This window comes from Pseudomonas sp. Tul2A7 (assembly GCF_054790505.1).
This window is the reverse complement of record NZ_CP186499.1, coordinates 4,550,877-4,575,050: the sequence shown is the minus strand read 5'-3', so window position 1 is coordinate 4,575,050 and position 24,174 is coordinate 4,550,877. Positions and strand designations below refer to the sequence as shown.

The window sequence follows — 24,174 nt, the reverse complement described above, 5'->3', positions numbered from 1 at the left end:
TCACTGCCTATTTCTTTATCAAGCTCAGAGACCTTTGCTCTCTGTTAAGGATTACCAGCATGCCCGAAGCGACAGGACTCATGGCCCACAACTGGGGCTTTGCCATTTTCCTTCTGGGTGTCGTCGGCCTGTGTGCCTTCATGCTTGGCGTCTCCAGCCTCCTTGGGTCAAAAGCCTGGGGTCGCAGCAAAAACGAACCGTTCGAGTCCGGCATGCTACCTACCGGTGGCGCCCGCTTGCGGCTCTCAGCCAAATTCTATCTGGTCGCGATGCTCTTCGTGATCTTCGATATCGAAGCCCTCTTTCTCTTTGCATGGTCTGTGTCCGTCCGCGAAAGCGGCTGGACCGGATTCGTCGAAGCTCTCGTTTTCATAGCAATTCTGTTGGCAGGTCTTGTCTACCTGTTCCGAGTGGGCGCCCTTGACTGGGCTCCGGAAGCTCGTCGCAAGCGGCAGGCGAAGCTGAAACAATGAGGCTTTGGCAATGCAATACAATCTCACCAGGATCGACCCCGATGCTCCTAACGAGCAATATCCGATTGGCGAACGGGAAACCGTTTCCGATCCGTTAGAAGATCAAGTCCACAAAAACATTTTCATGGGCAAGCTGGAAGACGTGCTGAGTGGCGCGGTCAACTGGGGACGTAAGAACTCCCTGTGGCCGTACAACTTCGGCTTGTCGTGCTGCTACGTGGAAATGACCACCGCCTTCACGGCGCCCCACGACATCGCGCGCTTTGGCGCCGAAGTTATCCGGGCATCGCCGCGTCAGGCCGACTTCATGGTTATCGCCGGTACCTGCTTCATCAAGATGGCGCCGATCATCCAGCGTCTCTACGAGCAGATGCTCGAGCCGAAGTGGGTTATCTCCATGGGTTCGTGCGCTAACTCCGGCGGCATGTACGACATCTACTCTGTGGTTCAAGGGGTGGACAAGTTCCTGCCCGTGGACGTCTACGTACCTGGCTGCCCGCCCCGTCCGGAAGCATTTCTGCAAGGCTTGATGCTGTTGCAGGAATCGATTGGACAGGAGCGTCGTCCGCTTTCCTGGGTCGTTGGTGATCAAGGCGTTTATCGCGCCGACATGCCTTCGCAGAAGGAACAGCGCCGCGAACAGCGAATCGCAGTCACCAACCTGCGCAGCCCTGACGAAGTCTGATCCAGATCTGTTCTGACAAAGAAACGAGAAGCTGGCTTCATTCTTTACGTTGACCGAAAGCGAAAAAATAACCATGACTACAGGCAGTGCTCTGTACATCCCGCCTTATAAGGCAGACGACCAGGATGTGGTCGTTGAATTGAACAACCGTTTTGGCCCGGAGGCGTTCACCGCCCAGCCGACCCGCACCGGCATGCCGGTGCTGTGGGTGGCGCGTGCCAAACTCGTCGAAGTCCTGACTTTCCTGCGTAACCTGCCCAAGCCGTACGTCATGCTCTATGACCTGCACGGCGTGGACGAGCGTCTGCGCACCAAGCGTCAAGGGCTGCCGAGCGACGCCGAGTTCACCGTGTTCTATCACCTCATGTCGCTGGAGCGTAATAGTGACGTGATGATCAAGGTCGCCTTGTCCGAGAGCGACCTCAGCTTGCCGACCGTCACCAGCATCTGGCCGAACGCCAACTGGTACGAGCGTGAAGTCTGGGACATGTTCGGCATCGACTTCAAAGGTCACCCGCACCTGTCGCGCATCATGATGCCGCCGACCTGGGAAGGTCACCCGCTGCGCAAGGACTTCCCGGCGCGCGCCACCGAATTCGATCCGTACAGCCTCAACCTCGCCAAGCAACAGCTTGAAGAAGAAGCCGCGCGCTTCCGTCCAGAAGACTGGGGCATGAAGCGTTCCGGCCCGAACGAGGACTACATGTTCCTCAACCTCGGCCCGAACCACCCTTCCGCGCACGGTGCGTTCCGCATCATTCTGCAACTGGATGGTGAAGAGATCGTCGACTGCGTCCCGGACATCGGTTACCACCACCGTGGTGCCGAGAAGATGGCCGAGCGTCAGTCCTGGCACAGCTTCATTCCGTACACCGACCGTATCGACTACCTCGGCGGCGTGATGAACAACCTGCCGTACGTGCTCTCGGTCGAGAAGCTGGCCGGCATCAAGGTGCCCGAGAAGGTCGACGTCATCCGCATCATGATGGCCGAGTTCTTCCGGATCACCAGCCACCTGCTGTTCCTCGGGACTTACATCCAGGACGTCGGTGCGATGACCCCGGTGTTCTTCACCTTCACCGACCGCCAGAAGGCGTACACGGTGATTGAAGCCATCACCGGTTTCCGTCTGCACCCGGCCTGGTACCGCATCGGTGGTGTTGCCCACGACCTGCCGCGCGGCTGGGAAAAACTGGTGAAAGACTTCGTTGAATGGCTGCCAAAACGCCTCGACGAATACACCAAGGCTGCCCTGCAGAACAGCATCCTCAAGGGCCGTACCATCGGCGTTGCCCAGTACAACACCAAAGAAGCCCTGGAATGGGGTGTCACCGGTGCTGGCCTGCGTTCGACCGGTTGCGATTTCGACCTGCGTAAAGCGCGTCCGTACTCCGGCTACGAGAACTTCGAGTTCGAAGTACCGCTGGCTGCCAACGGCGATGCCTACGACCGCTGCATGGTTCGCGTCGAAGAAATGCGCCAGAGCATCAAGATCATCGACCAGTGCATGCGCAACATGCCGGAAGGCCCGTACAAGGCGGATCACCCGCTGACCACGCCGCCGCCGAAAGAGCGCACGCTGCAGCACATCGAAACCTTGATCACGCACTTCCTGCAAGTTTCGTGGGGCCCGGTGATGCCGGCCAACGAATCCTTCCAGATGATCGAAGCGACCAAGGGCATCAACAGTTATTACCTGACGAGCGACGGCGGCACCATGAGCTACCGTACCCGGATCCGCACTCCAAGCTTCCCGCATCTGCAACAGATCCCTTCGGTGATCAAAGGCAGCATGGTCGCGGACATGATTGCGTACCTGGGTAGTATCGATTTCGTTATGGCCGACGTGGACCGCTAAGCATGAACAGCACGCTTATCCAGACAGACCGTTTCACCCTCAGTGAAACCGAGCGCTCGGCCATCGAGCACGAGCTGCATCACTACGAAGACCCGCGCGCGGCGTCGATCGAAGCCCTGAAGATCGTTCAGAAAGAACGCGGCTGGGTGCCGGATGGCGCCTTGTACGCGATCGGCGAGATCCTCGGCATCCCGGCCAGCGACGTTGAAGGTGTGGCGACGTTCTATAGCCAGATTTTCCGTCAGCCGGTTGGCCGTCACATCATTCGCGTCTGCGACAGCATGGTCTGCTACATCGGCGGCCACGAGTCGGTGGTCAGCGAAATCCAGAACAATCTGGGCATCGGCCTGGGTCAGACCACCACCGACGGTCGTTTCACCCTGCTGCCTGTCTGCTGCCTCGGCAACTGCGACAAGGCACCGGCGCTGATGATCGACGACGACACCTTTGGTGATGTGCAGCCTGCTGGCGTCGCCAAACTGCTCGAGGGCTACGTATGACCCTGACATCTTTCGGTCCTGCCAACCGCATTCAGCGTTCGGCCGAGACTCACCCGCTGACCTGGCGTCTGCGTGACGACGGCGAAGCCGTGTGGCTCGACGAGTACCAGGCCAAGAACGGTTACGCCGCTGCGCGCAAAGCCTTCGCCGACATGGATCAGGACGCTATCGTCCAGACCGTGAAAGACGCCGGCCTCAAAGGTCGCGGCGGTGCAGGCTTCCCCACTGGCGTGAAGTGGGGCCTGATGCCCAAAGACGAATCCATCAACATCCGCTACCTGCTGTGCAACGCGGATGAAATGGAGCCGAATACCTGGAAAGACCGCATGCTGATGGAGCAACTGCCCCATCTGCTGATCGAAGGCATGCTGATCAGTGCTCGCGCGCTGAAAACCTACCGTGGCTACATCTTCCTGCGCGGCGAATACACCACTGCCGCCAAGCACCTCAACCGTGCCGTGGAAGAAGCCAAGGCTGCGGGCCTGCTGGGCAAGAACATCCTGGGCAGCGGCTTCGATTTCGAGCTGTTCGTCCACACCGGCGCCGGGCGTTACATCTGCGGTGAAGAAACCGCACTGATCAACTCCCTCGAAGGCCGCCGCGCCAACCCGCGCTCCAAGCCGCCCTTCCCTGCCGCCGTCGGCGTGTGGGGCAAGCCGACTTGCGTGAACAACGTGGAAACCCTGTGCAACGTGCCGGCGATCATTGCCGACGGCGTGGACTGGTACAAATCGTTGGCCCGCGAAGGCAGCGAAGACATGGGCACCAAGCTCATGGGCTTCTCCGGCAAAGTCAAAAACCCGGGCCTGTGGGAGTTGCCGTTCGGCGTCACCGGTCGCGAGTTGTTCGAAGACTACGCGGGCGGCATGCGCGACGGTTTCAAACTCAAGGCCTGGCAGCCAGGTGGCGCCGGTACCGGTTTCCTTCTGCCAGAACACCTCGACGCGCAAATGTATGCCGGCGGCATCGCCAAAGTGGGCACCCGTATGGGTACCGGCCTGGCGATGGCGGTGGATGACAGCGTCAACATGGTCTCGCTGCTGCGCAACATGGAGCAGTTCTTCGCCCGCGAATCCTGCGGTTTCTGCACCCCGTGCCGCGATGGTTTGCCATGGAGCGTCAAGCTCTTGATGGCCATCGAACAAGGCCGCGGTCAGCCAGGCGATATCGAGACCCTGCTGGGTCTGGTCAACTTCCTCGGCCCTGGCAAGACCTTCTGTGCTCACGCACCGGGTGCCGTGGAACCGTTGGGCAGTGCCATCAAATACTTCCGTCCAGAGTTCGAAGCCGGTATCGCGCCAGTCAGCGCCGCCGTCCCGCCTCTGGCAAGGCCGATCGTAATCGGCGCGTAAACGCTTAAAAAGGCGAAGGGTCCGTGCCCTTCGCCTTTCGTCCGATGACGCCTTTCAGGGCTGACTGGATTCGGACGGATAACAAGATTCCATTAGCCACGCCCGCTGACACCGGGCCAACGAAGACCTTTGAACCATGGCCACTATCCACGTAGACGGCAAAGCGCTCGAAGTCGACGGGGCAGACAACCTGTTACAGGCATGTCTGTCGCTGGGCCTCGACATCCCTTATTTCTGCTGGCACCCCGCGCTTGGTAGCGTCGGGGCCTGCCGCCAGTGCGCGGTCAAGCAGTACACCGACGAGAACGACACCCGTGGTCGCATCGTCATGTCCTGCATGACCCCGGCCACCGACAACACCTGGATCTCCATCGACGATGAAGAATCCAAGGCGTTCCGCGCCAGCGTTGTCGAATGGCTGATGACCAACCACCCGCACGACTGCCCGGTGTGCGAAGAAGGCGGTCACTGCCACCTGCAAGACATGACGGTGATGACCGGCCACAACGAGCGCCGTTATCGCTTCACCAAACGCACCCACCAGAACCAGCAACTGGGCCCGTTCATTTCCCACGAAATGAACCGCTGCATCGCTTGCTACCGCTGCGTGCGTTTCTACAAGGATTACGCTGGCGGCACCGACCTCGGTGTGTTCGGTGCCCACGACAATGTGTACTTCGGTCGCGTTGAAGACGGCACCCTCGAAAGCGAGTTCTCCGGCAACCTCACCGAGGTTTGCCCGACCGGTGTGTTCACCGACAAGACTCACTCCGAGCGCTACAACCGCAAGTGGGACATGCAGTTCGCACCGAGCATCTGCCACGGCTGCTCGAGCGGTTGCAACATCTCCCCGGGCGAGCGTTACGGCGAACTGCGCCGCATCGAAAACCGTTTCAACGGTTCGGTGAACCAGTACTTCCTGTGCGACCGTGGCCGTTTCGGTTATGGCTACGTCAACCGCACCGACCGTCCACGTCAGCCGCTGCTGGCCGACGGCACCAAGCTCGGTCTGGATGCCGCGCTGGATAAAGCCGCTGACCTGCTGCGCGGTCGCAACATCGTCGGTATCGGTTCGCCACGTGCCAGCCTTGAAAGCAACTACGCGTTGCGCGAACTGGTCGGCGCCGAGCACTTCTACTCCGGCATCGAAGCCTCCGAACTGGAGCGCATCCGTCTGGTCCTGCAAGTGCTGAAAGACAGCCCGCTGCCAGTGCCGAACATGCGCGACATCGAAGACCACGACGCCATCTTCGTCCTCGGTGAAGACCTGACTCAGACCGCCGCCCGTGTGGCGCTGTCGCTGCGTCAATCGGTCAAAGGCAAAGCTGAAGACATGGCCGAAGCCATGCGCGTTCAGCCTTGGCTCGACGCTGCCGTGAAGAACATCGGTCAGCACGCGCTGAACCCGCTGTTCATCGCCAGCCTTGCGGAAACCAAGCTCGACGACATCGCCGAAGAATGCGTACACGCCGCTCCAGACGATCTGGCACGCATCGGTTTCGCCGTTGCTCACGCTCTGGATGCCAGCGCCCCGGCCGTTGAAGGTCTGGACGCCGAAGCACTGGAACTGGCTCAGCGCATCGCTGACGCCCTGCTCGCTGCCAAACGTCCGCTGATCATCGCCGGCACTTCGCTGGGCTCCAAAGCCCTGATCGAAGCTGCCGCGAACATCGCCAAGGCCCTGAAGCTGCGCGAGAAGAACGGTTCGATCAGCCTGATCGTGCCGGAAGCCAACAGCCTTGGCCTGGCCATGCTCGGTGGCGAATCGGTGGATGCGGCGCTGCAAGCCGTCATCGACGGTAAGGCTGACGCGATCGTTGTGCTGGAAAACGATCTGTACACCCGCACCGCCAAAGAAAAAGTCGATGCTGCACTGAACGCTGCGCAAGTGGTGATCGTTGCTGACCATCAGAAAACCGCTACCAGCGACCGCGCGCATCTGGTTCTGCCAGCGGCAAGCTTCGCCGAAGGCGACGGTACGCTGGTCAGCCAGGAAGGTCGCGCCCAGCGCTTCTTCCAGGTTTTCGACCCGCAATACATGGACGCGAGCATCCTGGTTCACGAAGGCTGGCGCTGGCTGCACGCCCTGCGCGCGACCCTGCTGAACCAGCCGATCGACTGGACGCAACTCGACCACGTCACCGCTGCCGTTGCTTCGAGCACCGAGCAACTGGCGCGCATCGTCGACGCTGCACCGTCCGCCGCGTTCCGCATCAAGGGTCTGAAACTGGCGCGTGAGCCGCTGCGTTACTCCGGTCGCACCGCGATGCGCGCCGACATCAGCGTTCACGAACCACGCACCCCGCAAGACAAAGACACCGCGTTCGCCTTCTCCATGGAAGGTTACTCGGGCTCTGCCGAACCGCGTCAGCAGGTGCCATTTGCATGGTCGCCGGGCTGGAACTCGCCGCAAGCGTGGAACAAGTTCCAGGACGAAGTCGGTGGTCACATCCGCGCTGGCGACCCAGGCACCCGCCTGATCGAAAGCACCGGTGATTCGCTGAACTGGTTCGCTGCCGCACCGCGCGCATTCAACCCGGCGCCGGGTACCTGGCAAGCCGTGCCGTTCTTCCACCTGTTCGGCAGCGAAGAAAACTCTTCGAAAGCCGCGCCGGTTCAAGAGCGCATTCCGGCTCCATACGTGGCTCTGGCCAAGTCGGAAGCGGATCGTCTGGGCGTCAACGACGGTGCCCTGCTGAGCCTGAACGTGGCCGGTCAGACCCTGCGTCTGCCGCTGCGCATCAATGAAGAACTGGGCGCCGGTCTGGTGGCATTGCCTGCGGGCATCGCCGGCATTCCACCGGCATTCGCCGGCGTATCCGTCGACGGTCTGCAGGAGGCAGCGCAATGACCTGGTTCACCCCTGAAGTGATCGATGTGATCCTCTCGGTCGTCAAAGCCATCGTGATTCTGCTGGCCGTTGTGGTGGCAGGCGCGTTGCTCAGCTTTGTCGAACGTCGCCTGCTGGGCTGGTGGCAGGACCGTTACGGTCCGAACCGCGTTGGTCCGTTTGGTATGTTCCAGATCGCCGCCGACATGCTGAAGATGTTCTTCAAGGAAGACTGGACTCCGCCGTTTGCCGATAAAGTGATTTTCACTTTGGCACCGGTGGTGGCCATGTCGGCCCTGCTGATCGCCTTCGCGATCATCCCGATCACCCCGACCTGGGGCGTCGCGGACCTGAACATCGGCCTGCTGTTCTTCTTCGCCATGGCCGGTCTGTCGGTCTACGCGGTGTTGTTCGCCGGCTGGTCGAGTAACAACAAGTTCGCCCTGCTCGGCAGCTTGCGTGCGTCGGCGCAGACCGTGTCCTACGAAGTGTTCATGGGCCTGGCCCTGATGGGCATCGTGGTGCAGGTCGGCTCGTTCAACATGCGCGACATCGTCGAGTACCAAGCGCAGAACCTGTGGTTCATCATTCCGCAGTTCTTCGGCTTCTGTACTTTCTTCATCGCTGGCGTCGCCGTGACTCACCGTCACCCGTTCGACCAGCCGGAAGCGGAACAGGAACTGGCCGACGGTTACCACATTGAATACGCCGGTATGAAATGGGGCATGTTCTTCGTCGGTGAATACATCGGCATCATCCTGATCTCGGCGCTGCTGGTCACCCTGTTCTTCGGTGGCTGGCACGGTCCGTTCGGCATCTTGCCGCAACTGGCGTTCGTCTGGTTCGCACTGAAGACCGCGTTCTTCATCATGCTGTTCATCCTGCTGCGCGCTTCCATTCCGCGTCCGCGTTATGACCAGGTGATGGATTTCAGCTGGAAATTCTGCCTGCCACTGACCCTGATCAATTTGCTGGTGACCGCTGCGGTCGTGTTGTGGAACACGCCTGCAGTCGCGGTTCAGTGAGGATTTGACCCATGTTCAAATATATTGGCGACATCGTTAAGGGTACTGGTACCCAGTTGCGCAGCCTGGTCATGGTCTTCGGCCATGGCTTCCGCAAGCGCGACACCCTGCAATACCCGGAAGAAGCGGTCTACCTGCCACCACGCTACCGTGGTCGCATCGTCCTGACCCGTGACCCCGATGGCGAAGAGCGTTGCGTAGCCTGCAACCTGTGCGCCGTGGCTTGCCCGGTGGGTTGCATCTCGCTGCAGAAAGCTGAAACCGAAGACGGTCGCTGGTACCCGGACTTCTTCCGTATCAACTTCTCGCGCTGCATTTTCTGCGGTCTCTGCGAGGAAGCCTGTCCGACCACCGCAATCCAGCTGACCCCGGATTTCGAGATGGCCGAGTTCAAACGTCAGGACCTGGTGTACGAGAAAGAAGATCTGTTGATCTCCGGCCCCGGCAAAAACCCTGATTACAACTTCTATCGTGTTGCAGGTATGGCAATCGCTGGCAAGCCGAAAGGCTCCGCGCAGAACGAAGCCGAACCGATCAACGTGAAGAGCTTGCTGCCTTAAGGAAGAACGATGGAATTCGCTTTCTATTTCGCATCGGGTATCGCTGTTGTGTCCACGCTTCGCGTAGTCACCAACACCAACCCTGTGCACGCCCTGCTCTACCTGATCATCTCGTTGATCGCCGTGGCCATGACCTTCTTCGCACTCGGCGCACCGTTCGCCGGCGTGCTCGAAGTGATCGCCTACGCCGGCGCCATCATGGTGCTGTTCGTGTTCGTGGTGATGATGCTCAACCTCGGCCCGGCCTCGGTTCAGCAAGAACGCGTCTGGCTCAAGCCCGGCATCTGGGCAGGGCCGGTGATTCTCGCCGCGCTGCTGCTGGCCGAACTGCTGTATGTGCTGTTCGCTCACCAGAGCGGCCAGGCCATCGGCCACACCACCGTAGACGCGAAAGCCGTGGGCATCAGCCTGTTCGGTCCGTACCTGCTGGTGGTCGAACTCGCCTCGATGCTGCTGCTTGCTGCAGCCGTCACGGCGTTCCATTTGGGCCGTAACGAGGCGAAGGAGTAAGTCATGCCTGCTATCCCTCTCGAACATGGATTGGCCGTTGCCGGCATCCTGTTCTGCCTTGGTCTGGTCGGCCTGATGGTCCGCCGCAACATTTTGTTCGTGTTGATGAGTCTGGAAGTGATGATGAACGCCTCTGCACTGGCGTTCATTGTTGCAGGCGCCCGTTGGGGCCAGCCGGATGGACAGATCATGTTCATTCTGGTGATCAGCCTTGCAGCCGCCGAGGCCAGTATTGGTCTGGCGATCCTGCTGCAACTGTATCGCCGCTTCCACACGCTCGATATCGACGCTGCCAGTGAGATGCGCGGATGAATCTTATCTTTCTGACTTTCGTATTCCCTCTGATCGGTTTCCTGCTGCTGTCGTTCTCCCGTGGACGCTGGTCGGAAAACCTCTCGGCGCTGATCGGCGTGGGTTCCATTGGCTTGTCGGCGATTGTCGCCGCCTACGTCATCTGGCAATTCAACGTCGCGCCACCGGAAGGCGGTCACTACACGCTGGTACTGTGGAAGTGGATGGCGGTCGAAGGCTTCAAGCCTGACTTCGCCCTCTACGTCGACGGCCTGTCGATCACCATGCTCGGCGTGGTCGTTGGCGTCGGCTTCCTGATCCACCTGTTCGCGTCCTGGTACATGCGCGGTGAAGCGGGTTACTCGCGCTTCTTCTCGTACACCAACCTGTTTATCGCCAGCATGCTGTTTCTGGTGCTCGGCGATAACCTGTTGTTCCTGTACTTCGGCTGGGAAGGCGTGGGCCTGTGCTCGTACCTGTTGATCGGTTTCTACTACAGCAACCGCAACAACGGTAACGCCGCACTCAAGGCCTTCATCGTGACCCGGATCGGCGACGTGTTCATGGCCATCGGCCTGTTCATCCTGTTCCAGCAAGTGGGCACGCTGAACATCCAGGAACTGCTGGTGCTGGCACCGCAGAAATTCCAGGTCGGCGACTTCTGGATCACCTTGGCGACTCTGATGCTGTTGGGTGGTGCGGTCGGTAAATCGGCACAACTGCCACTGCAAACCTGGCTCGCGGACGCGATGGCCGGTCCTACCCCGGTTTCGGCACTGATCCACGCCGCCACCATGGTGACTGCCGGTGTTTACCTGATCGCCCGTACCCACGGTCTGTTCACCCTGGCGCCGGAAATTCTCCACCTGGTCGGCATCGTCGGTGGTGTGACCCTGGTTCTGGCAGGTTTCGCCGCACTGGTTCAAACCGACATCAAACGTATCCTCGCCTACTCGACCATGAGCCAGATCGGCTACATGTTCCTGGCGCTGGGCGTTGGCGCCTGGGATGGCGCGATTTTCCACCTGATGACCCACGCCTTCTTCAAGGCCCTGCTGTTCCTTGCTTCCGGTGCGGTGATCGTTGCCTGCCACCACGAGCAGAACATCTTCAAGATGGGCGGTCTGTGGAAAAAACTGCCACTGGCCTACGCCAGCTTCATCGTCGGTGGTGCTGCGCTGGCCGCTCTGCCACTGGTCACCGCAGGCTTCTACTCCAAGGACGAAATTCTTTGGGAAGCGTTCGCCAGCGGCAACCACGGTCTGCTTTACGCAGGTCTGGTGGGCGCGTTCATGACGTCGCTGTACACCTTCCGCCTGATCTTCATCACGTTCCACGGTGAAGCCAAGACCGAAGCCCACGCCGGTCACGGCATCTCGCACTGGCTGCCCCTGTCGGTGCTGATCGTGCTGTCGACTTTCGTCGGCGCCATGATCGTGCCACCGCTGCACGGCGTACTGCCAGAAAGCGTTGGCCATGCCGGCGGCGAAGCCAAGCACAGTCTGGAAATCGCCTCGGGCGCCATCGCCCTGGCCGGTATCCTGCTGGCAGCGCTGCTGTTCCTCGGCAAGCGTCGCTTCGTCACGGCCATTGCCAACAGCGGCATCGGCCGTTTCCTTTCGGCCTGGTGGTTCGCTGCCTGGGGCTTCGACTGGATCTACGACAAACTGTTCGTCAAGCCTTACCTGGCGATCAGCCACGTACTGCGCAAAGACCCGCTCGACCAGACCATCGGTCTGATCCCGCGTATGGCCAAGGGTGGTCACACTGCCCTGAGCCGCACCGAGACCGGTCAACTGCGTTGGTACGCTGCTTCGATGGCTGCTGGTGCCGTGCTGGTTATCGGCGCCATCGTGCTGGTAGCGGTCTGATATGAACCTTGCGAATTTGCGAAAGGAAACGAGCCCGTCATGATTCTGCCTTGGCTAATCCTGATCCCCTTCATCGGCGGCCTGCTGTGCTGGATGGGTGAGCGCTTCGGCGCTACCCTCCCCCGCTGGATTGCGCTGTTGACCATGACCCTGGAACTCGCCCTCGGCCTCTGGCTGTGGGCCCACGGTGACTATTCATTTGCGCCGGCGCCTGGCGCCGATCCGACCTGGGCGCTTGAGTTCAAGCACATCTGGATCCAGCGCTTCGGCATCAGCGTGCACCTGGCCCTCGACGGCCTGTCGCTGTTGATGATCCTGCTGACCGGTCTGCTGGGTATCCTCTCGGTACTCTGCTCGTGGAAAGAGATTCAACGTCACGTTGGCTTCTTCCACCTGAACCTGATGTGGATCCTGGGCGGCGTTGTCGGCGTGTTCCTCGCCCTCGACCTGTTCATGTTCTTCTTCTTCTGGGAAATGATGCTGGTGCCGATGTACTTCCTCATCGCGCTCTGGGGTCACAGTTCTTCGGACGGCAAGAAAACCCGGATCTACGCAGCGACCAAGTTCTTCATCTTCACTCAGGCTTCCGGCCTGATCATGCTGGTGGCGATCCTCGGTCTGGTACTGGTCAACTTCAACAACACTGGCGTGATTACTTTCAACTACGCCGACCTGTTGAAAACCAAGATGTCGATGACCACCGAGTACATCCTGATGCTCGGCTTCTTCATCGCCTTCGCGGTCAAGCTGCCAGTGGTTCCGTTCCACTCGTGGTTGCCTGATGCCCACGCCCAGGCGCCGACTGCCGGTTCCGTCGACCTCGCCGGTATCTTGCTGAAAACCGCTGCTTACGGTCTGCTGCGTTTCGCCCTGCCGCTGTTCCCGAATGCTTCGGCCGAGTTTGCGCCGATCGCCATGACCCTCGGTCTGATCGGGATCTTCTACGGTGCGTTCCTCGCTTTCGCACAAACCGACATCAAGCGTCTGATCGCCTTCTCCTCCGTTTCCCACATGGGCTTCGTGTTGATCGGCATCTACTCCGGCAGCCAACTGGCCCTGCAAGGTGCAGTGATCCAGATGCTGGCGCACGGTGTCTCGGCAGCCGCACTGTTTATCCTCAGCGGTCAGTTGTACGAGCGTCTGCATACTCGTGACATGCGTGAGATGGGCGGTGTGTGGTCGCGTATCGCTTACCTGCCGGCGATCAGCCTGTTCTTTGCAGCCGCATCCTTGGGCTTGCCGGGTACCGGTAACTTTGTCGGTGAGTTCCTGATCCTGATCGGCTCCTTCGCGAGCTGGCCGTGGATCACCGCGATTGCCACCTCCGGTCTGGTGTTCGGTTCGGTCTACTCGCTGATCATGATCCACCGTGCCTACTTCGGTCCGGCGAAATCGGATTCGATCCTGCACGGTATGGACGCTCGCGAACTGATCATGGTGCTAGGCCTTGCGGTGTTGCTGATCTACATCGGCGTCTACCCGCAACCGTTCCTCGACACTTCTGCCGCCACGATGCATGGCGTTCAGCAGTGGCTCGGCACCGCCTTCACTCAACTCGCTTCGGCCCGGTAAGAGCGCTATGGAATTCACGATTCAACACTTTATTGCGCTTGCGCCACTGTTGATCACCAGCCTCACCATTATCGTGGTGATGCTGGCAATCGCCTGGCGCCGCAACCACTCGCAGACCTTCCTGATCTCGGTCGCCGGTCTGAACCTGGCCTTGCTGTCGATCCTCCCAGCCCTGAAAGTCGCGCCTCTGGCCGTGACCCCATTGCTGCAAATCGACACCTTCGCTTGCCTGTACATGGCGCTGATCCTGGTCGCCACCCTCGCCTGTGTGACTCTCGCCCACGCCTATCTGGGCGATGGCGGTTCGGGCTACCCGGGCAACCGTGAAGAACTCTACCTGCTGATCCTGATGGCCGCCGCCGGTGGTCTGGTTCTGGTCAGCGCGCAGCACCTGGCCGGTTTGTTCATCGGTCTGGAACTGCTCTCGGTACCGGTTTACGGTCTGGTGGCTTACGCCTTCTTCAACAAGCGCTCGCTGGAAGCCGGCATCAAATACATGGTGCTGTCGGCCGCCGGTTCCGCATTCCTGTTGTTCGGTATGGCGCTGCTGTACGCCGACTCGGGTTCGCTGAGCTTCGTCGGTATCGGTCAGGCGCTGGCTGCGACTGGCCTGCCAAGCTCGCTGGCGCAACTGGGCCTGGGCATGATGCTGATCGGTCTGGCGTTCAAGCTGTCGCTGGTACCGTTCCACCTGTGGACGCCGGACGTTTACGAAGGTGCTCCGGCACCGGTCGCCGCGTTCCTCGCGACCGCTTCCAAGGTTGCGGTGTTTGCGGTGATGGTGCGTCTGTTCCAGATCTCCCCTGCTGCCAGCAGCGGCGTGCTGAGCGACGTGCTGACCGTCATCGCCATCGCCTCGATCCTGTTCGGTAACCTGCTGGCCCTGACCCAGAGCAACCTCAAGCGTCTGCTCGGTTACTCGTCCATCGCGCACTTCGGCTACCTGCTGATCGCCCTGGTGGCGAGCAAAGGTCTGGCGGTGGAAGCCATCGGCGTGTACCTGGTCACCTACGTGATCACCAGCCTCGGCGCCTTCGGCGTGATCACTCTGATGTCCTCGCCGTACAACGGCCGTGATGCGGATGCCCTGTACGAATACCGCGGCCTGTTCTGGCGTCGTCCGTACCTGACCGCCGTGCTGACCGTGATGATGCTGTCGCTGGCGGGTATCCCGCTGACCGCTGGCTTCATCGGCAAGTTCTACATCATCGCTACCGGTGTTGAATCGCACCAATGGTGGCTGGTCGGGTCCTTGGTGCTGGGCAGCGCCATCGGCGTCTTCTACTACCTGCGCGTGATGGTCACCCTGTACCTGATCGAGCCAAACCTGCGTCGCCACGACGCCCAGCTGCACTGGGAACAGAAGGCAGGCGGCGTGATGCTGCTGGCCATCGCCCTGGTCGCGTTCTTCCTGGGTGTGTACCCGCAGCCATTGCTGACTCTGGTTCAGCAGGCGGGTCTGGCGGGCTGATTGCTTGGCTGGCTACACATGAAAACGGCACCTTCGGGTGCCGTTTTTGTTTTTACGGGATTCGACATCACCGGTGTTTGGGAAGCCCGCTCCCACAGGTTTCGGCGCTGCTCACCAACCTGAGTTACACCCGGATTAATGTGGGAGCGAGCCTGCTCGCGAAGGCGTCGGCACATCCAACATCTGACATTGCGCTATCGCGAGCAGGTTCGCACCTGCAGTTTGCCTTGCTGTCAGCCAGTGACAGTCGTTCCGTCATAGCCATTATGAATGGTGAAACTTACAACCTGGCCATCGTCATAGTAGACATAGATCCAACCATCTGACTGAGTACTGCGCTGCACATCTTCCGAACCGGAAACACTGACAGTCACCGCAACATCCCCCGCAGGCTGTCCCGAGAATGCGGACGTCACACGAATGCCATACCTCCAACGCCCATCAATCTGACTGGGGCCGTCCCTTTCAGTGATCTCGACCTTGTTGTGTCCAAGAGACATTGGCATTTCGCCAGACTTGAGGAACCACCCCAGCAATGCCAAGCGCATTGCGAAATTGCCACTTTTGCTGCTGTTGAAGCAATCCAGCGACCAGCTCACTCCGCTCTCCTTCATGGTTTGGACCAGCGGATGCAGGGTGACCCCGAGGTCTACTGCTTCCGGGGTAAACTCCGGCAATACGGGCAGGCCAATTATTGGGCTATCGGGTTTGGGTCGCACAGTTAGGGTATGCCTCGCACCCAGGCAGGGATAGACCGCTTCACCTCCGAAAACCTGCGGGAATGTATCGAGCTCGACATCCAGGGTATGAACAAAATCTCCCGTTATCACCCGCCCCGGTAATTGCCAGTCGGACAGCACTGGACTGGTCAGCCGTAAACCGAAAATACCGCTTTGACCCTCCGCCGAAGAAATGAACCAAGACAGCTCGGGTGCTTCCACTTTCTGCGGCGTTCCCAGTGGCGGGACTACGGTCAGCCCCTCCGCAGTGCCCCACATGTCTTGCAAGGTGACGTAAGTACCCCACAAGTGATTACCGTCTTTGAATGTGAGAGTCAGTAAGCGGGTTTTTCCTGCCGGCAGCACGAGATCGTGCAAGTCCAACTCAACGTTCTGACCGCCCAGAGTTAGCTGGGCTTGCTGCGCCCAGTCATCGTGCAATCGGGCGTTAACCTCATAGAGCTGGGTCATGACAACGCCGTCGTTATCGTTGGTGATATCCGCCACGACTTCACTTTTGCCCACAGTTTCAGGTGTGTAGGCGTAATAAGCCCAACCATCGCTGTCGGTCACAGTGGTATCCAGGATGTCCTCCTGGCCGTTGAGGCGCCATTGCACGGCCACCCCTTCGGCCGCCTCGCCACTGTTACCGGACAAGATCTGAACCCGCAACTTCACGCTTTGCCCGGAGCCGACCACCGGATTGGCGAGTACCGGGGTAGAGTCGCCGATTCCGTACAGGGACTCGACCACCTTGAAGGTGCGGGCGTCTGACCATCCAGAACTGTCCCCCTCATCTGTCTGCTGTACCTCAACGGCGTATTCGCCGATGGGCCAAGGCTCCTTGGCAGTCCAGTTCCATTGCCTTACACCGCGAATGGTGTCAATCAGCTTCTCGGAATCGGCATGACGCAGCACTATCTCCCCTCGGGTTTCACCTTTGCCTCTGATCGTGGGGGTGCGCGATGCATTATGGCTTTCTCCCGGCGCTTCAATGATGGGTTTTTGCGGCAGCTCTTTCACCGTGAAGCGATGAGGTCCACTCCATTCGGACACGGGTCCACCAGCCTTTTGTTTGGCCTGGAGGGCGTTCGTTCCGGGAGTCAACGGCGTCTCGACCGTAAACTCCAGAATGCCGTCGACGTCCGCGTTGTGCTCATGCAACGTAGCCCCCTCCTCAAGCCGCACGGTATGCAGTGCACCGGCCAGACCTCTGACCTTGATGGTCGGCCGTGTCGAGGTTCTGGCGCCCGGCATCGGTAGTAGAAATTGCGGGGCTTCAGGTTTTTCCCCCACCTCCACGGAGAACGTACATTCATCACTGGGATCGGAATCCACCGTGTTGACGGTCTGCACAACCTTGACCGTGTTGATGCCCGGCGCCCAATCATCCAAGGGTGTAAAGGTACGGCTTGTTCCGCCGTCGCTGAAGTCGCCAGCCACCGGATGGTTGGCCCCGGTAAACATGGCCAGGTTGACGCTACCCTCCCAAACGCCGGTAATCATCAAAGCCTCGTCCGCTGCCGCCGGGTCGGGGGGTGGGCTGATCATGGGTTTCGGTGGTTTGATTTTGAAGTTGATCACCCCGGTATCAGGAGAATCCTGCCCGGCTACTGCCTGTCTGGCCTGAACAACTTTGGGACCCGGTTGCCAGGTGAAGTCATTGGTCCAGCTCGTGTCGGTCACCTGCACAGGGCCAAGATCAGTACCGCCGCTCCAGACCGTCACCGTCGCGCCAGGCTCACAGGTGCCTTGCACTTGCAGGGCGACGTAGCTTTCCCCCTCTTTTGGGGTGGTGATTTGCGGTGCCAATGGTTTAACCCTGAGTGTAACCGGCTTGCTGGCATCGGAATCCGCAGAGTTCACCGTCTGTACGACCTTGACCGTGGTGCTTCCAAGTGCCCAGTTCGCCGTCGGTGTGAAGGTGCGGGTATCACCACTGCCGGTGAACTCGCCTGCCACCGGTACGCCGTGTTCAGTCAGCATTTTCAGGATGACGGTACCCTCCCAAACGCCGGTAATGATCAAAGCCTCGTCCGCTGCCGCCGGGTCGGAGGGTGGGCTGATCGTCGGCTGCGATGGCTTGATTTTGAAGTTGATCACCTCGGTATCAGGAGAATCCTGCCCGGCTACTGCCTGTCTGGCCTGAACAACCTTGGGACCCGGTTGCCAGGTGAAGTGATTGGTCCAGCTCGTGCCGGTCACCAGCACAGGGCCAAGATCAGTACCGCCGCTCCAGACCGTCACCGTCGCGCCAGGTTCACAGGTGCCTTGTACTTGCAGGGCGACATAGCTTTCCCCCTCTTTTGGGGTGGTGATTTGCGGTGCCAATGGTTTAACCCTGAGTGTAACCGGCTCGCTGGCATCGGAATCCGCAGAGTTCACCGTCTGTACGACCTTGACCGTGGTGCTTCCAAGTGCCCAGTTCGCCGTCGGTGTGAAGGTGCGGGTATCACCACTGCCGGTGAACTCGCCTGCCACCGGAGCGTTTGCGTCAGTGAACATTTGCAAGGTGCGAGTACTGGACGAAACACCGGTAATGGTCAGCGCTTGATTCTCCGCTGCCGGGTTGGGCGGCTGATTGATACTCGGTGCAGGCGGTTTCACCAACACAGTCACTGGGTCGCTTACCTCAGACGGTCTATTGTCGACCGACTGCCGAGCCGTGACCTTGGTCGCACCCACTGCCCAGTTATTGCTTGGAGTGAAGGTGCGCCTTTCCCCGCTGCCGGTAAAATTGCCAGTCACCAGGGAGCTGGTTACAAAAATCTCCAGGCGGTCAGCATTAGGCACAACACCGGTAACGATCAGCGTCTGTTTCACTGCAGCCGGGTTCGGCGGCAATTCGATTACCGGTTTGGGTGTATTCACCCACACATTTATCGGAACGCTTGGTTCGGACGCGACCCCGCCCATGGTCTGCACCACCCTGACACGGGTAAGACCTAATGCCCAATCTTCCGCCGGTAGGAAGGTCCGGGTCGTTTCGCTACCGGTGAATCTGCCAGCAACGTGCACTCCTGACTCGGTGAACATTTGCAGGATAATGGCATCGGAATCAAAAACGCCCGTAATAGTCAGCGCTTGATCCGCCGCGGCCGGGTAAGGCGGTGCGTCGATTGCCGGTTTGGGCGGTTTCACCGCCACCGTCACCAGGGCGCTTGGATCGGACGCTACACCGCCCACGGTCTGTACAACCTTGACGTTGGTGGTGCCCGTTACCCAGTCCGTCTCAGGGATGAATGTGGGGGCCACACTACTGCCAGTGAAACGGCCAGCTACTGGCGCGTCAGCCTCGGTGAACATTTGCAGGGTGACAGTGCCGTACGAAACACCGGTAATGGCCAGCGCTTGCTTCTCCGCGGCTGGAATGGGCGGCTGCCTGATCACCGGTGGAGGTGGTTTCACCTCAACAGTAAACACAACGCTGGGATCGGACTCCGCAATGCCAGCGTACTGTATTGCTGTGAGGTCGTGCTTACCGGGTGACCACAGTGCGTTTTCGCTAACCCACCAGATGCCATTTGATTGAAGCGTCTTTGATAATGAACCCCCTCCTGAACGCCGGACTACAAGCCTTGCATCCTTGTGCCCAACTGTTCCACGAACGATGGATTTGGAATCAAACTCTACGCTCGTGATCGTCGGGCGGTCCGGTTTTATAAGAAACGCCTTGGCAACGGCCAATTCTGAAGATTCCCCCCTCACGCTCTGTTTTGCAGTGACGGTGTACTCACCGGGCGGCCATGCTGAAGTGCCGGTAACCGACCAGGCACCGTGCGAATCAAGCGTCTTGGTCAATAGAGGATAGGTGGGTTGTGCCGAGTGGAGAATTTGCAGTTCTGCCCCTTTGAGCCCGTCTGTGCCGCTGACGGTGAGTATCCTGTCGGGAGAGACGCTGAAAGAAACGATCACCGGCTTGAACAGCACGGTGAAACTTTCCGGGACGGCCCAATCGGATACTTCACCGTTCAGCGTTTGCCTGGCGGTCATCATGAAAGGATCAGCCATCCACAATGATTCTGTAAGCTCGGTCGACCACTTTCCGAGACTATCGGCTTGCTTGGTTGCAAAAACTATAGTGCCAACACCGGCCTCAAACAGTTCGACCACGGCGCGAGGGGCACCGGTTCCACTGATTGTTGGCCGAGGCGTACGTACAACCCCCGGATTGGAAATCGTTGGAGGCTTGAGCGGGTTAGGGTTGCTTCCAATTATTCTGAAAAGATGACTTGTAGCCCAATCACTGTATTCCCCAGTGAAAGACTCCAGGTATCTAAACTTGCAGTAAATACCCGTTGCATAAGGTAGTTCATTGGGCACTTCGAATGTAACCGAACGAACTCCAGGTCCACCCGAATATCGTTTCAACAGAGCATCGTCGGCATACCTGAAGAACTCCAGCATCCATCCGACATGTGGCAGTGACACATGTGTGGACGCGTAGAAAGTGAATCCAGGATGAACACCACCACCGGCAGGCAAATAAATCTTGGGTACAGTCACAAAACCCTTACCCGATAGATCATCGTTATTACCTTCGATTTCATTCCCGTCAGACATGATTCCATTCTCCAAGATGCGCAGTGTGGTATCCGCGCCGATAACGACGTTCTACCTTCAGAACCACACAACGACTACCTGTCAAACCTGACAGTCCCGACGAACGGATTCGGTCGTTCTAAACCCCAGCATGGAAATAAAAAACAGAGAAAACTGAAGAATTCATTATTAAAAAACGCTCTGTACCTGTCAGGTTTGACAGGTTACGGCGCTTCCATTTTTCGTTAGCGTGATCCTGCCGGGCATTGCATCCCCCAATGCCACCCTTCTGGTAGGAGAACCACCGTCATGGCCGATGACAACAACTCGCTGATGAATTCACTCGTCAAGACTGAAGGTTCGTTGAAAAAGGGACGAGTCGATTTTGCGAAGGCCATGCAGAAAATGGGCTTCACCTCGGTTTTCGATATCGTTCGTTTGTCCAGGCCGGCGTTCATTCGCCAACTCGCCACGCTCTCTGACGCCAATGCCGGGCTGGCTTATGACAATGCCATGGCGTACGCGGCGCTGATCGCGCGCTTGTATCGTGAGCACAAGACTTCGTCCGGAACATTCCAGCAACTTGCCCAGCGCACGGGAATTCGTGCGCTGGCGCCGCTGGGGCCGACGTTTTCCAATCTGTTCAATGAGAACTGGGACGAGTTTTGCAAGGTCGACGCCATGGCCGCTCTAGATGGGCCGGTGGCTTTTCTGATTGAACAGAAGGTGTTTAACGAGCAGCTGGAGGGAACCAGCAATGACCCCAAACGCATCTTGCTGGACAGACGCCGCCCCGACCTGAAAGACCTGTTGATCACCCACGAAAGCACCTTTACCCCAAGGCCGATGCTGGAAATCGTCAATGAAGTGCTGGGCCGCAACCTGCGCACTTACCTGGATGGCAATGCGGCCGACAAACCCAAGTCTACTCATCAGGTGCTGGCCGAGCGGCGTTACCCCTTCGAACTGCCCTACAACTTCTATCACCATCAATGCCAATTGGCGCTGGCCGATAAAAAGCCGCGACTGGGGGAGTTGAATTACCGGGCCAGTCGGGTCTTGCCGATCCAGCAGCAAGCAACCAACCAATATGGCCGAGTGACCGTGCCGGTGCAGCAGGCGCAACGGCTATTGTCCGGGTTGAGCCCACAGCAGCAGGCATTGCTGATCGAAGCCTCGGTGTTCAGCAATTTCTATCTGACACGCCATGACCTGCTCAGGGGCTGGAAGAGCGCCGGCACGACTCATTTACGCCCTCATGCACCCTTGGGGACCTGTTATCTGCTCCCCCTGGCCCAAGAAGACATCGGCACGGTTACCCCGGCGGCGGATGTCCCCACCCTTGCGTCGGGAGACGGAGAAACAAACGTGACAAACGTCACCTTTCGCAAAGCGGATCAAACCGAGAACGGTATTGTCGGGCTCAGATCCATAACTTTTACTTCAGAAAAAGGCTGGTTACTCAACTGCCTGCACGCGCCCTCAGGCAACACGCTGACCACCTACCTCACGGTCGATCCGGCGTTACCCCGACCCGCCGAGGACGGATACACGGCCAGATTCGATCTGCTGACTGCCACCGGCACCGTTGCTGAACCGGTGAACCTGGCCCGCCAACGCTTCACCCTCACCCTTGATGAGGAATACAACCTGAGTGACCCGGAGCGGGATTTCTTCAAAAAAGCCTATGGGGTCGAAGTCACGCAAAGCTCGCCGCTGTGGCAGTTGACCCTGCTCACCGACTTCATGGCGCACACCGGCCTGCACGCCGAGCAGGTGGAAAGACTGCTGTGCCAACGCCAGTATGCGGTGCGTTTGTCAGCCAACTGCCCGAGCAGCAATGCGCAACACACCGGTGTGACGATCCCGGGCATTACCGGCAAGGTATTGGCCTTTCCCCACGCGAACCACTATGGCGCCTGCTACGTCAACGGCACTGGCACCGGGGCGGATCTTTACGACAGCGAACTGGCACCCACCCCCGAGTCGGTCATTCGTGACCAATTCGACAATGCCATGGGGCTGGAGCAAGACACGCTGGGCGACAACAAGCGCTGGCGTATGACCAAGACCTCACTTGAGCGTCTCGACCGTCTGCAACGCATGATCCGTCTGCAGCGCTGGAGCGGCATTCCCTTTGCCAAACTGGACACATTGATCATCAGCGCCATCCGCGCCGAGGGCGAAACCAACCTGGGCATGGAACTCAATGAAAACACCCTGCGCGCTCTGGGGGTCTATCGCTACCTGAACCAGCGTTACGGCATCGAGCCCGAAGAGTTCGCGGCGCTGATGCACGACCTCTCGCCCTACGCCAGCGGCAAGGATGAGGTGCCGTTGTTCGATCAGGTGTTCAACCGGGTGCAACTGTTCGACACACCGCTGATTCTCGATCAAACGCCCATTGACCTGGCCGCCACCGATGCCGCTACGCAGAAAACCCTGCTGCAACTGTGCGCCGGCCTCGGTGTACAACCGACCGAAGATTCATTGCTGTTGATTGCCAAACAGACCAACAGTTATCTGAATTCCTTGAAACGTGACCTGCCCACCATTTCTTCGCTTTACCGTCAGGCGCGAATTGCCCGGCTTTTCGGCTACTCCGTCGCCGACTTGCTGACATTGGCGGGATTGCTCGGTGGCGGCGCCTACAAAACGGCGCTGGCGAGTGGCCGGTTGAGTCCGCAGACAGAAACACCGGCTGCGGACATCCTCGATGTGCTGATGCAACTGGACTGGGCTGTCGACTGGCTCAAGGACAGCCAGCAGACCGTCGCGCAATTGCAGCAACGTCTTGGGCCCGATGTGCCGCTGGCGGCAGACCAGGGCGAGGATGACCTGCAAGCCAGAAGGGCTGCGTCCGCTCCCCTGCCCGACGACCTGCTCGAACGCCTCGCCCGATTGCAGACCGACACCCAGCGAAGCCGTGTTACGGCGCAACAGATTGCCGCACTGGGCTTGCCCCGCTATGACAATAGCACCCCCGATCCGTTGGAAATCGACTGGCCCTTCTTATTGGTCAACCACGATCTGCTCGATGAAGACGGCCTGTTACCCGGGCCCGATCAACCACTGACGCTGATGGACGAGCCCATCACCTGGCTGCAGGCAATCGTTGCTGGCCTGGTCAAAGACCTCAAGCTGACACAACCGGTCAAAGAGCTCTGCGCAGACAAAATCGTCGAACTCTTGCTCGCCGCCCACGACCGGCAAACACAGTTGCTTGAAGGGTTGTTCCAGGAAACCGCCAAGCTGCCGACGGAGCGCTGCGTCGCGGTGATCCACTGGGCGCATTCTTCGGTTTACAGCGTGTTGCTCGAGGCCCTCGAAGATGAAGTCACCTCCCGGCTGATCGAACACTTCCAGCGCGTAGCGCGCCATGCCGAGATCGCCGTGCAACTGCGCTTGAGCAACAGTGCATTGCGTCTGTTCGTGGTCAATCCGCACATGCTCGACGGTGATCTGTACAGCGGCGGCAGCGAGCCCTCGCTGAGCGACCTATATCTGTTCGAACGCTTCAGTCATTGGTTCCACAACCAAAGCCAATCGGAAGACAGCCTGCTGAGCTACTTCAGCCTTGCCAACCCACCTGCGGACAAACTGAAAAACAAAGCCCTGCGCAAGGCCGTCGGCGAATCGGCCAACAGCGCGCTGGCCCGACTGCTGGAGTGGTCCGAAACAGAAGTAAGCGCGCTGACCGAGACCCTTACCGAAAAACGTGCCCGCTCGATGGCAGAGGTGGATTGGGTACGTCGTTGTCAGGCGACCTGCCGCGCCAGCGGGCTCTCCGCCGCTGCACTGCTACGAGCCACCGGGTTGCATGACCAGAGCCCGCTGGAGGCCTGGAAAACCGTCGGTGATGCGGTCACGGCCGCCAGCACTCGCTCTGACGCCACACTTGCCAATGGTTGAGGA

15 protein-coding genes are annotated in these 24,174 nt (G+C 59.3%); 14 read left to right on the top strand and 1 reads right to left on the bottom strand.

Annotated elements, in window-relative coordinates:
• Positions 1 to 59 precede the first annotated feature (59 nt).
• The 13 genes from ACOYXJ_RS20475 to nuoN all read left to right on the top strand — a co-directional run bounded on the left by ACOYXJ_RS20475 (position 60) and on the right by nuoN (position 14,998).
• The gene (locus tag ACOYXJ_RS20475) at positions 60 to 473 is read left to right on the top strand and encodes an NADH-quinone oxidoreductase subunit A (protein ID WP_003223812.1); all 414 of its coding nucleotides are present in this window, start codon (positions 60 to 62) and stop codon (positions 471 to 473) included.
• A 10-nt stretch (positions 474 to 483) separates the two neighbouring features.
• The gene (locus ACOYXJ_RS20470; RefSeq protein ID WP_003223809.1) at positions 484 to 1,158 is read left to right on the top strand and encodes a NuoB/complex I 20 kDa subunit family protein; all 675 of its coding nucleotides are present in this window, start codon (positions 484 to 486) and stop codon (positions 1,156 to 1,158) included.
• Positions 1,159 to 1,231: 73 nt separating this feature from the next.
• Entirely contained in the window at positions 1,232 to 3,016 is a 1,785-nt protein-coding gene (gene nuoC, locus ACOYXJ_RS20465; RefSeq protein WP_016987416.1) for an NADH-quinone oxidoreductase subunit C/D, read from the top strand.
• A gap of 2 nt (positions 3,017 to 3,018) precedes the next feature.
• Positions 3,019 to 3,516: an NADH-quinone oxidoreductase subunit NuoE gene (gene nuoE / locus ACOYXJ_RS20460; protein WP_007920186.1), complete on the top strand. Its 498-nt coding sequence runs from the start codon at positions 3,019 to 3,021 to the stop codon at positions 3,514 to 3,516.
• Complete coding sequence (gene nuoF, locus ACOYXJ_RS20455; RefSeq protein ID WP_007920184.1) at positions 3,513 to 4,868, top strand: NADH-quinone oxidoreductase subunit NuoF; 1,356 nt, start codon at positions 3,513 to 3,515, stop codon at positions 4,866 to 4,868. Before nuoE ends, nuoF begins: the two co-directional genes overlap by 4 nt.
• A 136-nt stretch (positions 4,869 to 5,004) precedes the next feature.
• On the top strand, positions 5,005 to 7,719 hold the full coding sequence (gene nuoG, locus ACOYXJ_RS20450; protein WP_095118220.1) for an NADH-quinone oxidoreductase subunit NuoG: 2,715 nt from the start codon (positions 5,005 to 5,007) through the stop codon (positions 7,717 to 7,719).
• Entirely contained in the window at positions 7,716 to 8,723 is a 1,008-nt protein-coding gene (gene nuoH / locus ACOYXJ_RS20445; protein WP_007920179.1) for an NADH-quinone oxidoreductase subunit NuoH, read from the top strand. The genes nuoG and nuoH overlap by 4 nt, the downstream gene beginning before the upstream one ends.
• Before the next feature lie 11 nt (positions 8,724 to 8,734).
• Entirely contained in the window at positions 8,735 to 9,283 is a 549-nt protein-coding gene (gene nuoI / locus ACOYXJ_RS20440) for an NADH-quinone oxidoreductase subunit NuoI (RefSeq protein ID WP_007920177.1), read from the top strand.
• Between the two features lie 9 nt (positions 9,284 to 9,292).
• Complete coding sequence (gene nuoJ, locus ACOYXJ_RS20435) at positions 9,293 to 9,793, top strand: NADH-quinone oxidoreductase subunit J (RefSeq protein WP_007920176.1); 501 nt, start codon at positions 9,293 to 9,295, stop codon at positions 9,791 to 9,793.
• Positions 9,794 to 9,796: 3 nt separating this feature from the next.
• Positions 9,797 to 10,105 carry an NADH-quinone oxidoreductase subunit NuoK gene (gene nuoK, locus ACOYXJ_RS20430; RefSeq protein ID WP_003223790.1) on the top strand — a complete coding sequence of 103 codons (309 nt, stop codon included), beginning with the start codon at positions 9,797 to 9,799 and terminating at the stop codon, positions 10,103 to 10,105.
• On the top strand, positions 10,102 to 11,955 hold the full coding sequence (gene nuoL / locus ACOYXJ_RS20425; RefSeq protein WP_007920175.1) for an NADH-quinone oxidoreductase subunit L: 1,854 nt from the start codon (positions 10,102 to 10,104) through the stop codon (positions 11,953 to 11,955). The genes nuoK and nuoL overlap by 4 nt, the downstream gene beginning before the upstream one ends.
• A 39-nt stretch (positions 11,956 to 11,994) precedes the next feature.
• Positions 11,995 to 13,527, top strand: a complete 1,533-nt coding sequence (nuoM, locus tag ACOYXJ_RS20420) for an NADH-quinone oxidoreductase subunit M (protein WP_150793617.1) — start codon at positions 11,995 to 11,997, stop codon at positions 13,525 to 13,527.
• A gap of 7 nt (positions 13,528 to 13,534) precedes the next feature.
• Positions 13,535 to 14,998, top strand: a complete 1,464-nt coding sequence (nuoN, locus tag ACOYXJ_RS20415) for an NADH-quinone oxidoreductase subunit NuoN (protein WP_007920173.1) — start codon at positions 13,535 to 13,537, stop codon at positions 14,996 to 14,998.
• A gap of 233 nt (positions 14,999 to 15,231) precedes the next feature.
• Here the strand turns inward: nuoN and ACOYXJ_RS20410 are convergent, their stop codons facing one another.
• Positions 15,232 to 20,280, bottom strand: coding sequence for a DUF5585 domain-containing protein (locus ACOYXJ_RS20410; RefSeq protein WP_460371211.1), 5,049 nt, complete (start codon positions 20,278 to 20,280; stop codon positions 15,232 to 15,234).
• A 288-nt stretch (positions 20,281 to 20,568) separates the two neighbouring features.
• On the opposite strand from ACOYXJ_RS20410, the gene ACOYXJ_RS20405 reads away from it, so the two are divergent.
• Positions 20,569 to 24,171 carry a Tc toxin subunit A gene (locus ACOYXJ_RS20405; RefSeq protein WP_460371210.1) on the top strand — a complete coding sequence of 1,201 codons (3,603 nt, stop codon included), beginning with the start codon at positions 20,569 to 20,571 and terminating at the stop codon, positions 24,169 to 24,171.
• Positions 24,172 to 24,174: the final 3 nt, after the last annotated feature.

Bases quoted from the DNA above. Each gene is read 5' to 3' on its own strand.
- nuoK (WP_003223790.1), top strand. From the start codon at position 9,797: ATGCCTGCTATCCCTCTCGAACATGGATTGGCCGTTGCCGGCATCCTG.
- nuoF (WP_007920184.1), top strand. From the start codon at position 3,513: ATGACCCTGACATCTTTCGGTCCTGCCAACCGCATTCAGCGTTCGGCC.
- nuoC (WP_016987416.1), top strand. From the start codon at position 1,232: ATGACTACAGGCAGTGCTCTGTACATCCCGCCTTATAAGGCAGACGAC.
- nuoH (WP_007920179.1), top strand. From the start codon at position 7,716: ATGACCTGGTTCACCCCTGAAGTGATCGATGTGATCCTCTCGGTCGTC.
- ACOYXJ_RS20405 (WP_460371210.1), top strand. From the start codon at position 20,569: ATGGCCGATGACAACAACTCGCTGATGAATTCACTCGTCAAGACTGAA.
- nuoI (WP_007920177.1), top strand. From the start codon at position 8,735: ATGTTCAAATATATTGGCGACATCGTTAAGGGTACTGGTACCCAGTTG.
- ACOYXJ_RS20410 (WP_460371211.1), bottom strand. From the start codon at position 20,280: ATGTCTGACGGGAATGAAATCGAAGGTAATAACGATGATCTATCGGGT.
- ACOYXJ_RS20475 (WP_003223812.1), top strand. From the start codon at position 60: ATGCCCGAAGCGACAGGACTCATGGCCCACAACTGGGGCTTTGCCATT.
- ACOYXJ_RS20470 (WP_003223809.1), top strand. From the start codon at position 484: ATGCAATACAATCTCACCAGGATCGACCCCGATGCTCCTAACGAGCAA.
- nuoL (WP_007920175.1), top strand. From the start codon at position 10,102: ATGAATCTTATCTTTCTGACTTTCGTATTCCCTCTGATCGGTTTCCTG.
- nuoM (WP_150793617.1), top strand. From the start codon at position 11,995: ATGATTCTGCCTTGGCTAATCCTGATCCCCTTCATCGGCGGCCTGCTG.
- nuoE (WP_007920186.1), top strand. From the start codon at position 3,019: ATGAACAGCACGCTTATCCAGACAGACCGTTTCACCCTCAGTGAAACC.
- nuoG (WP_095118220.1), top strand. From the start codon at position 5,005: ATGGCCACTATCCACGTAGACGGCAAAGCGCTCGAAGTCGACGGGGCA.
- nuoN (WP_007920173.1), top strand. From the start codon at position 13,535: ATGGAATTCACGATTCAACACTTTATTGCGCTTGCGCCACTGTTGATC.
- nuoJ (WP_007920176.1), top strand. From the start codon at position 9,293: ATGGAATTCGCTTTCTATTTCGCATCGGGTATCGCTGTTGTGTCCACG.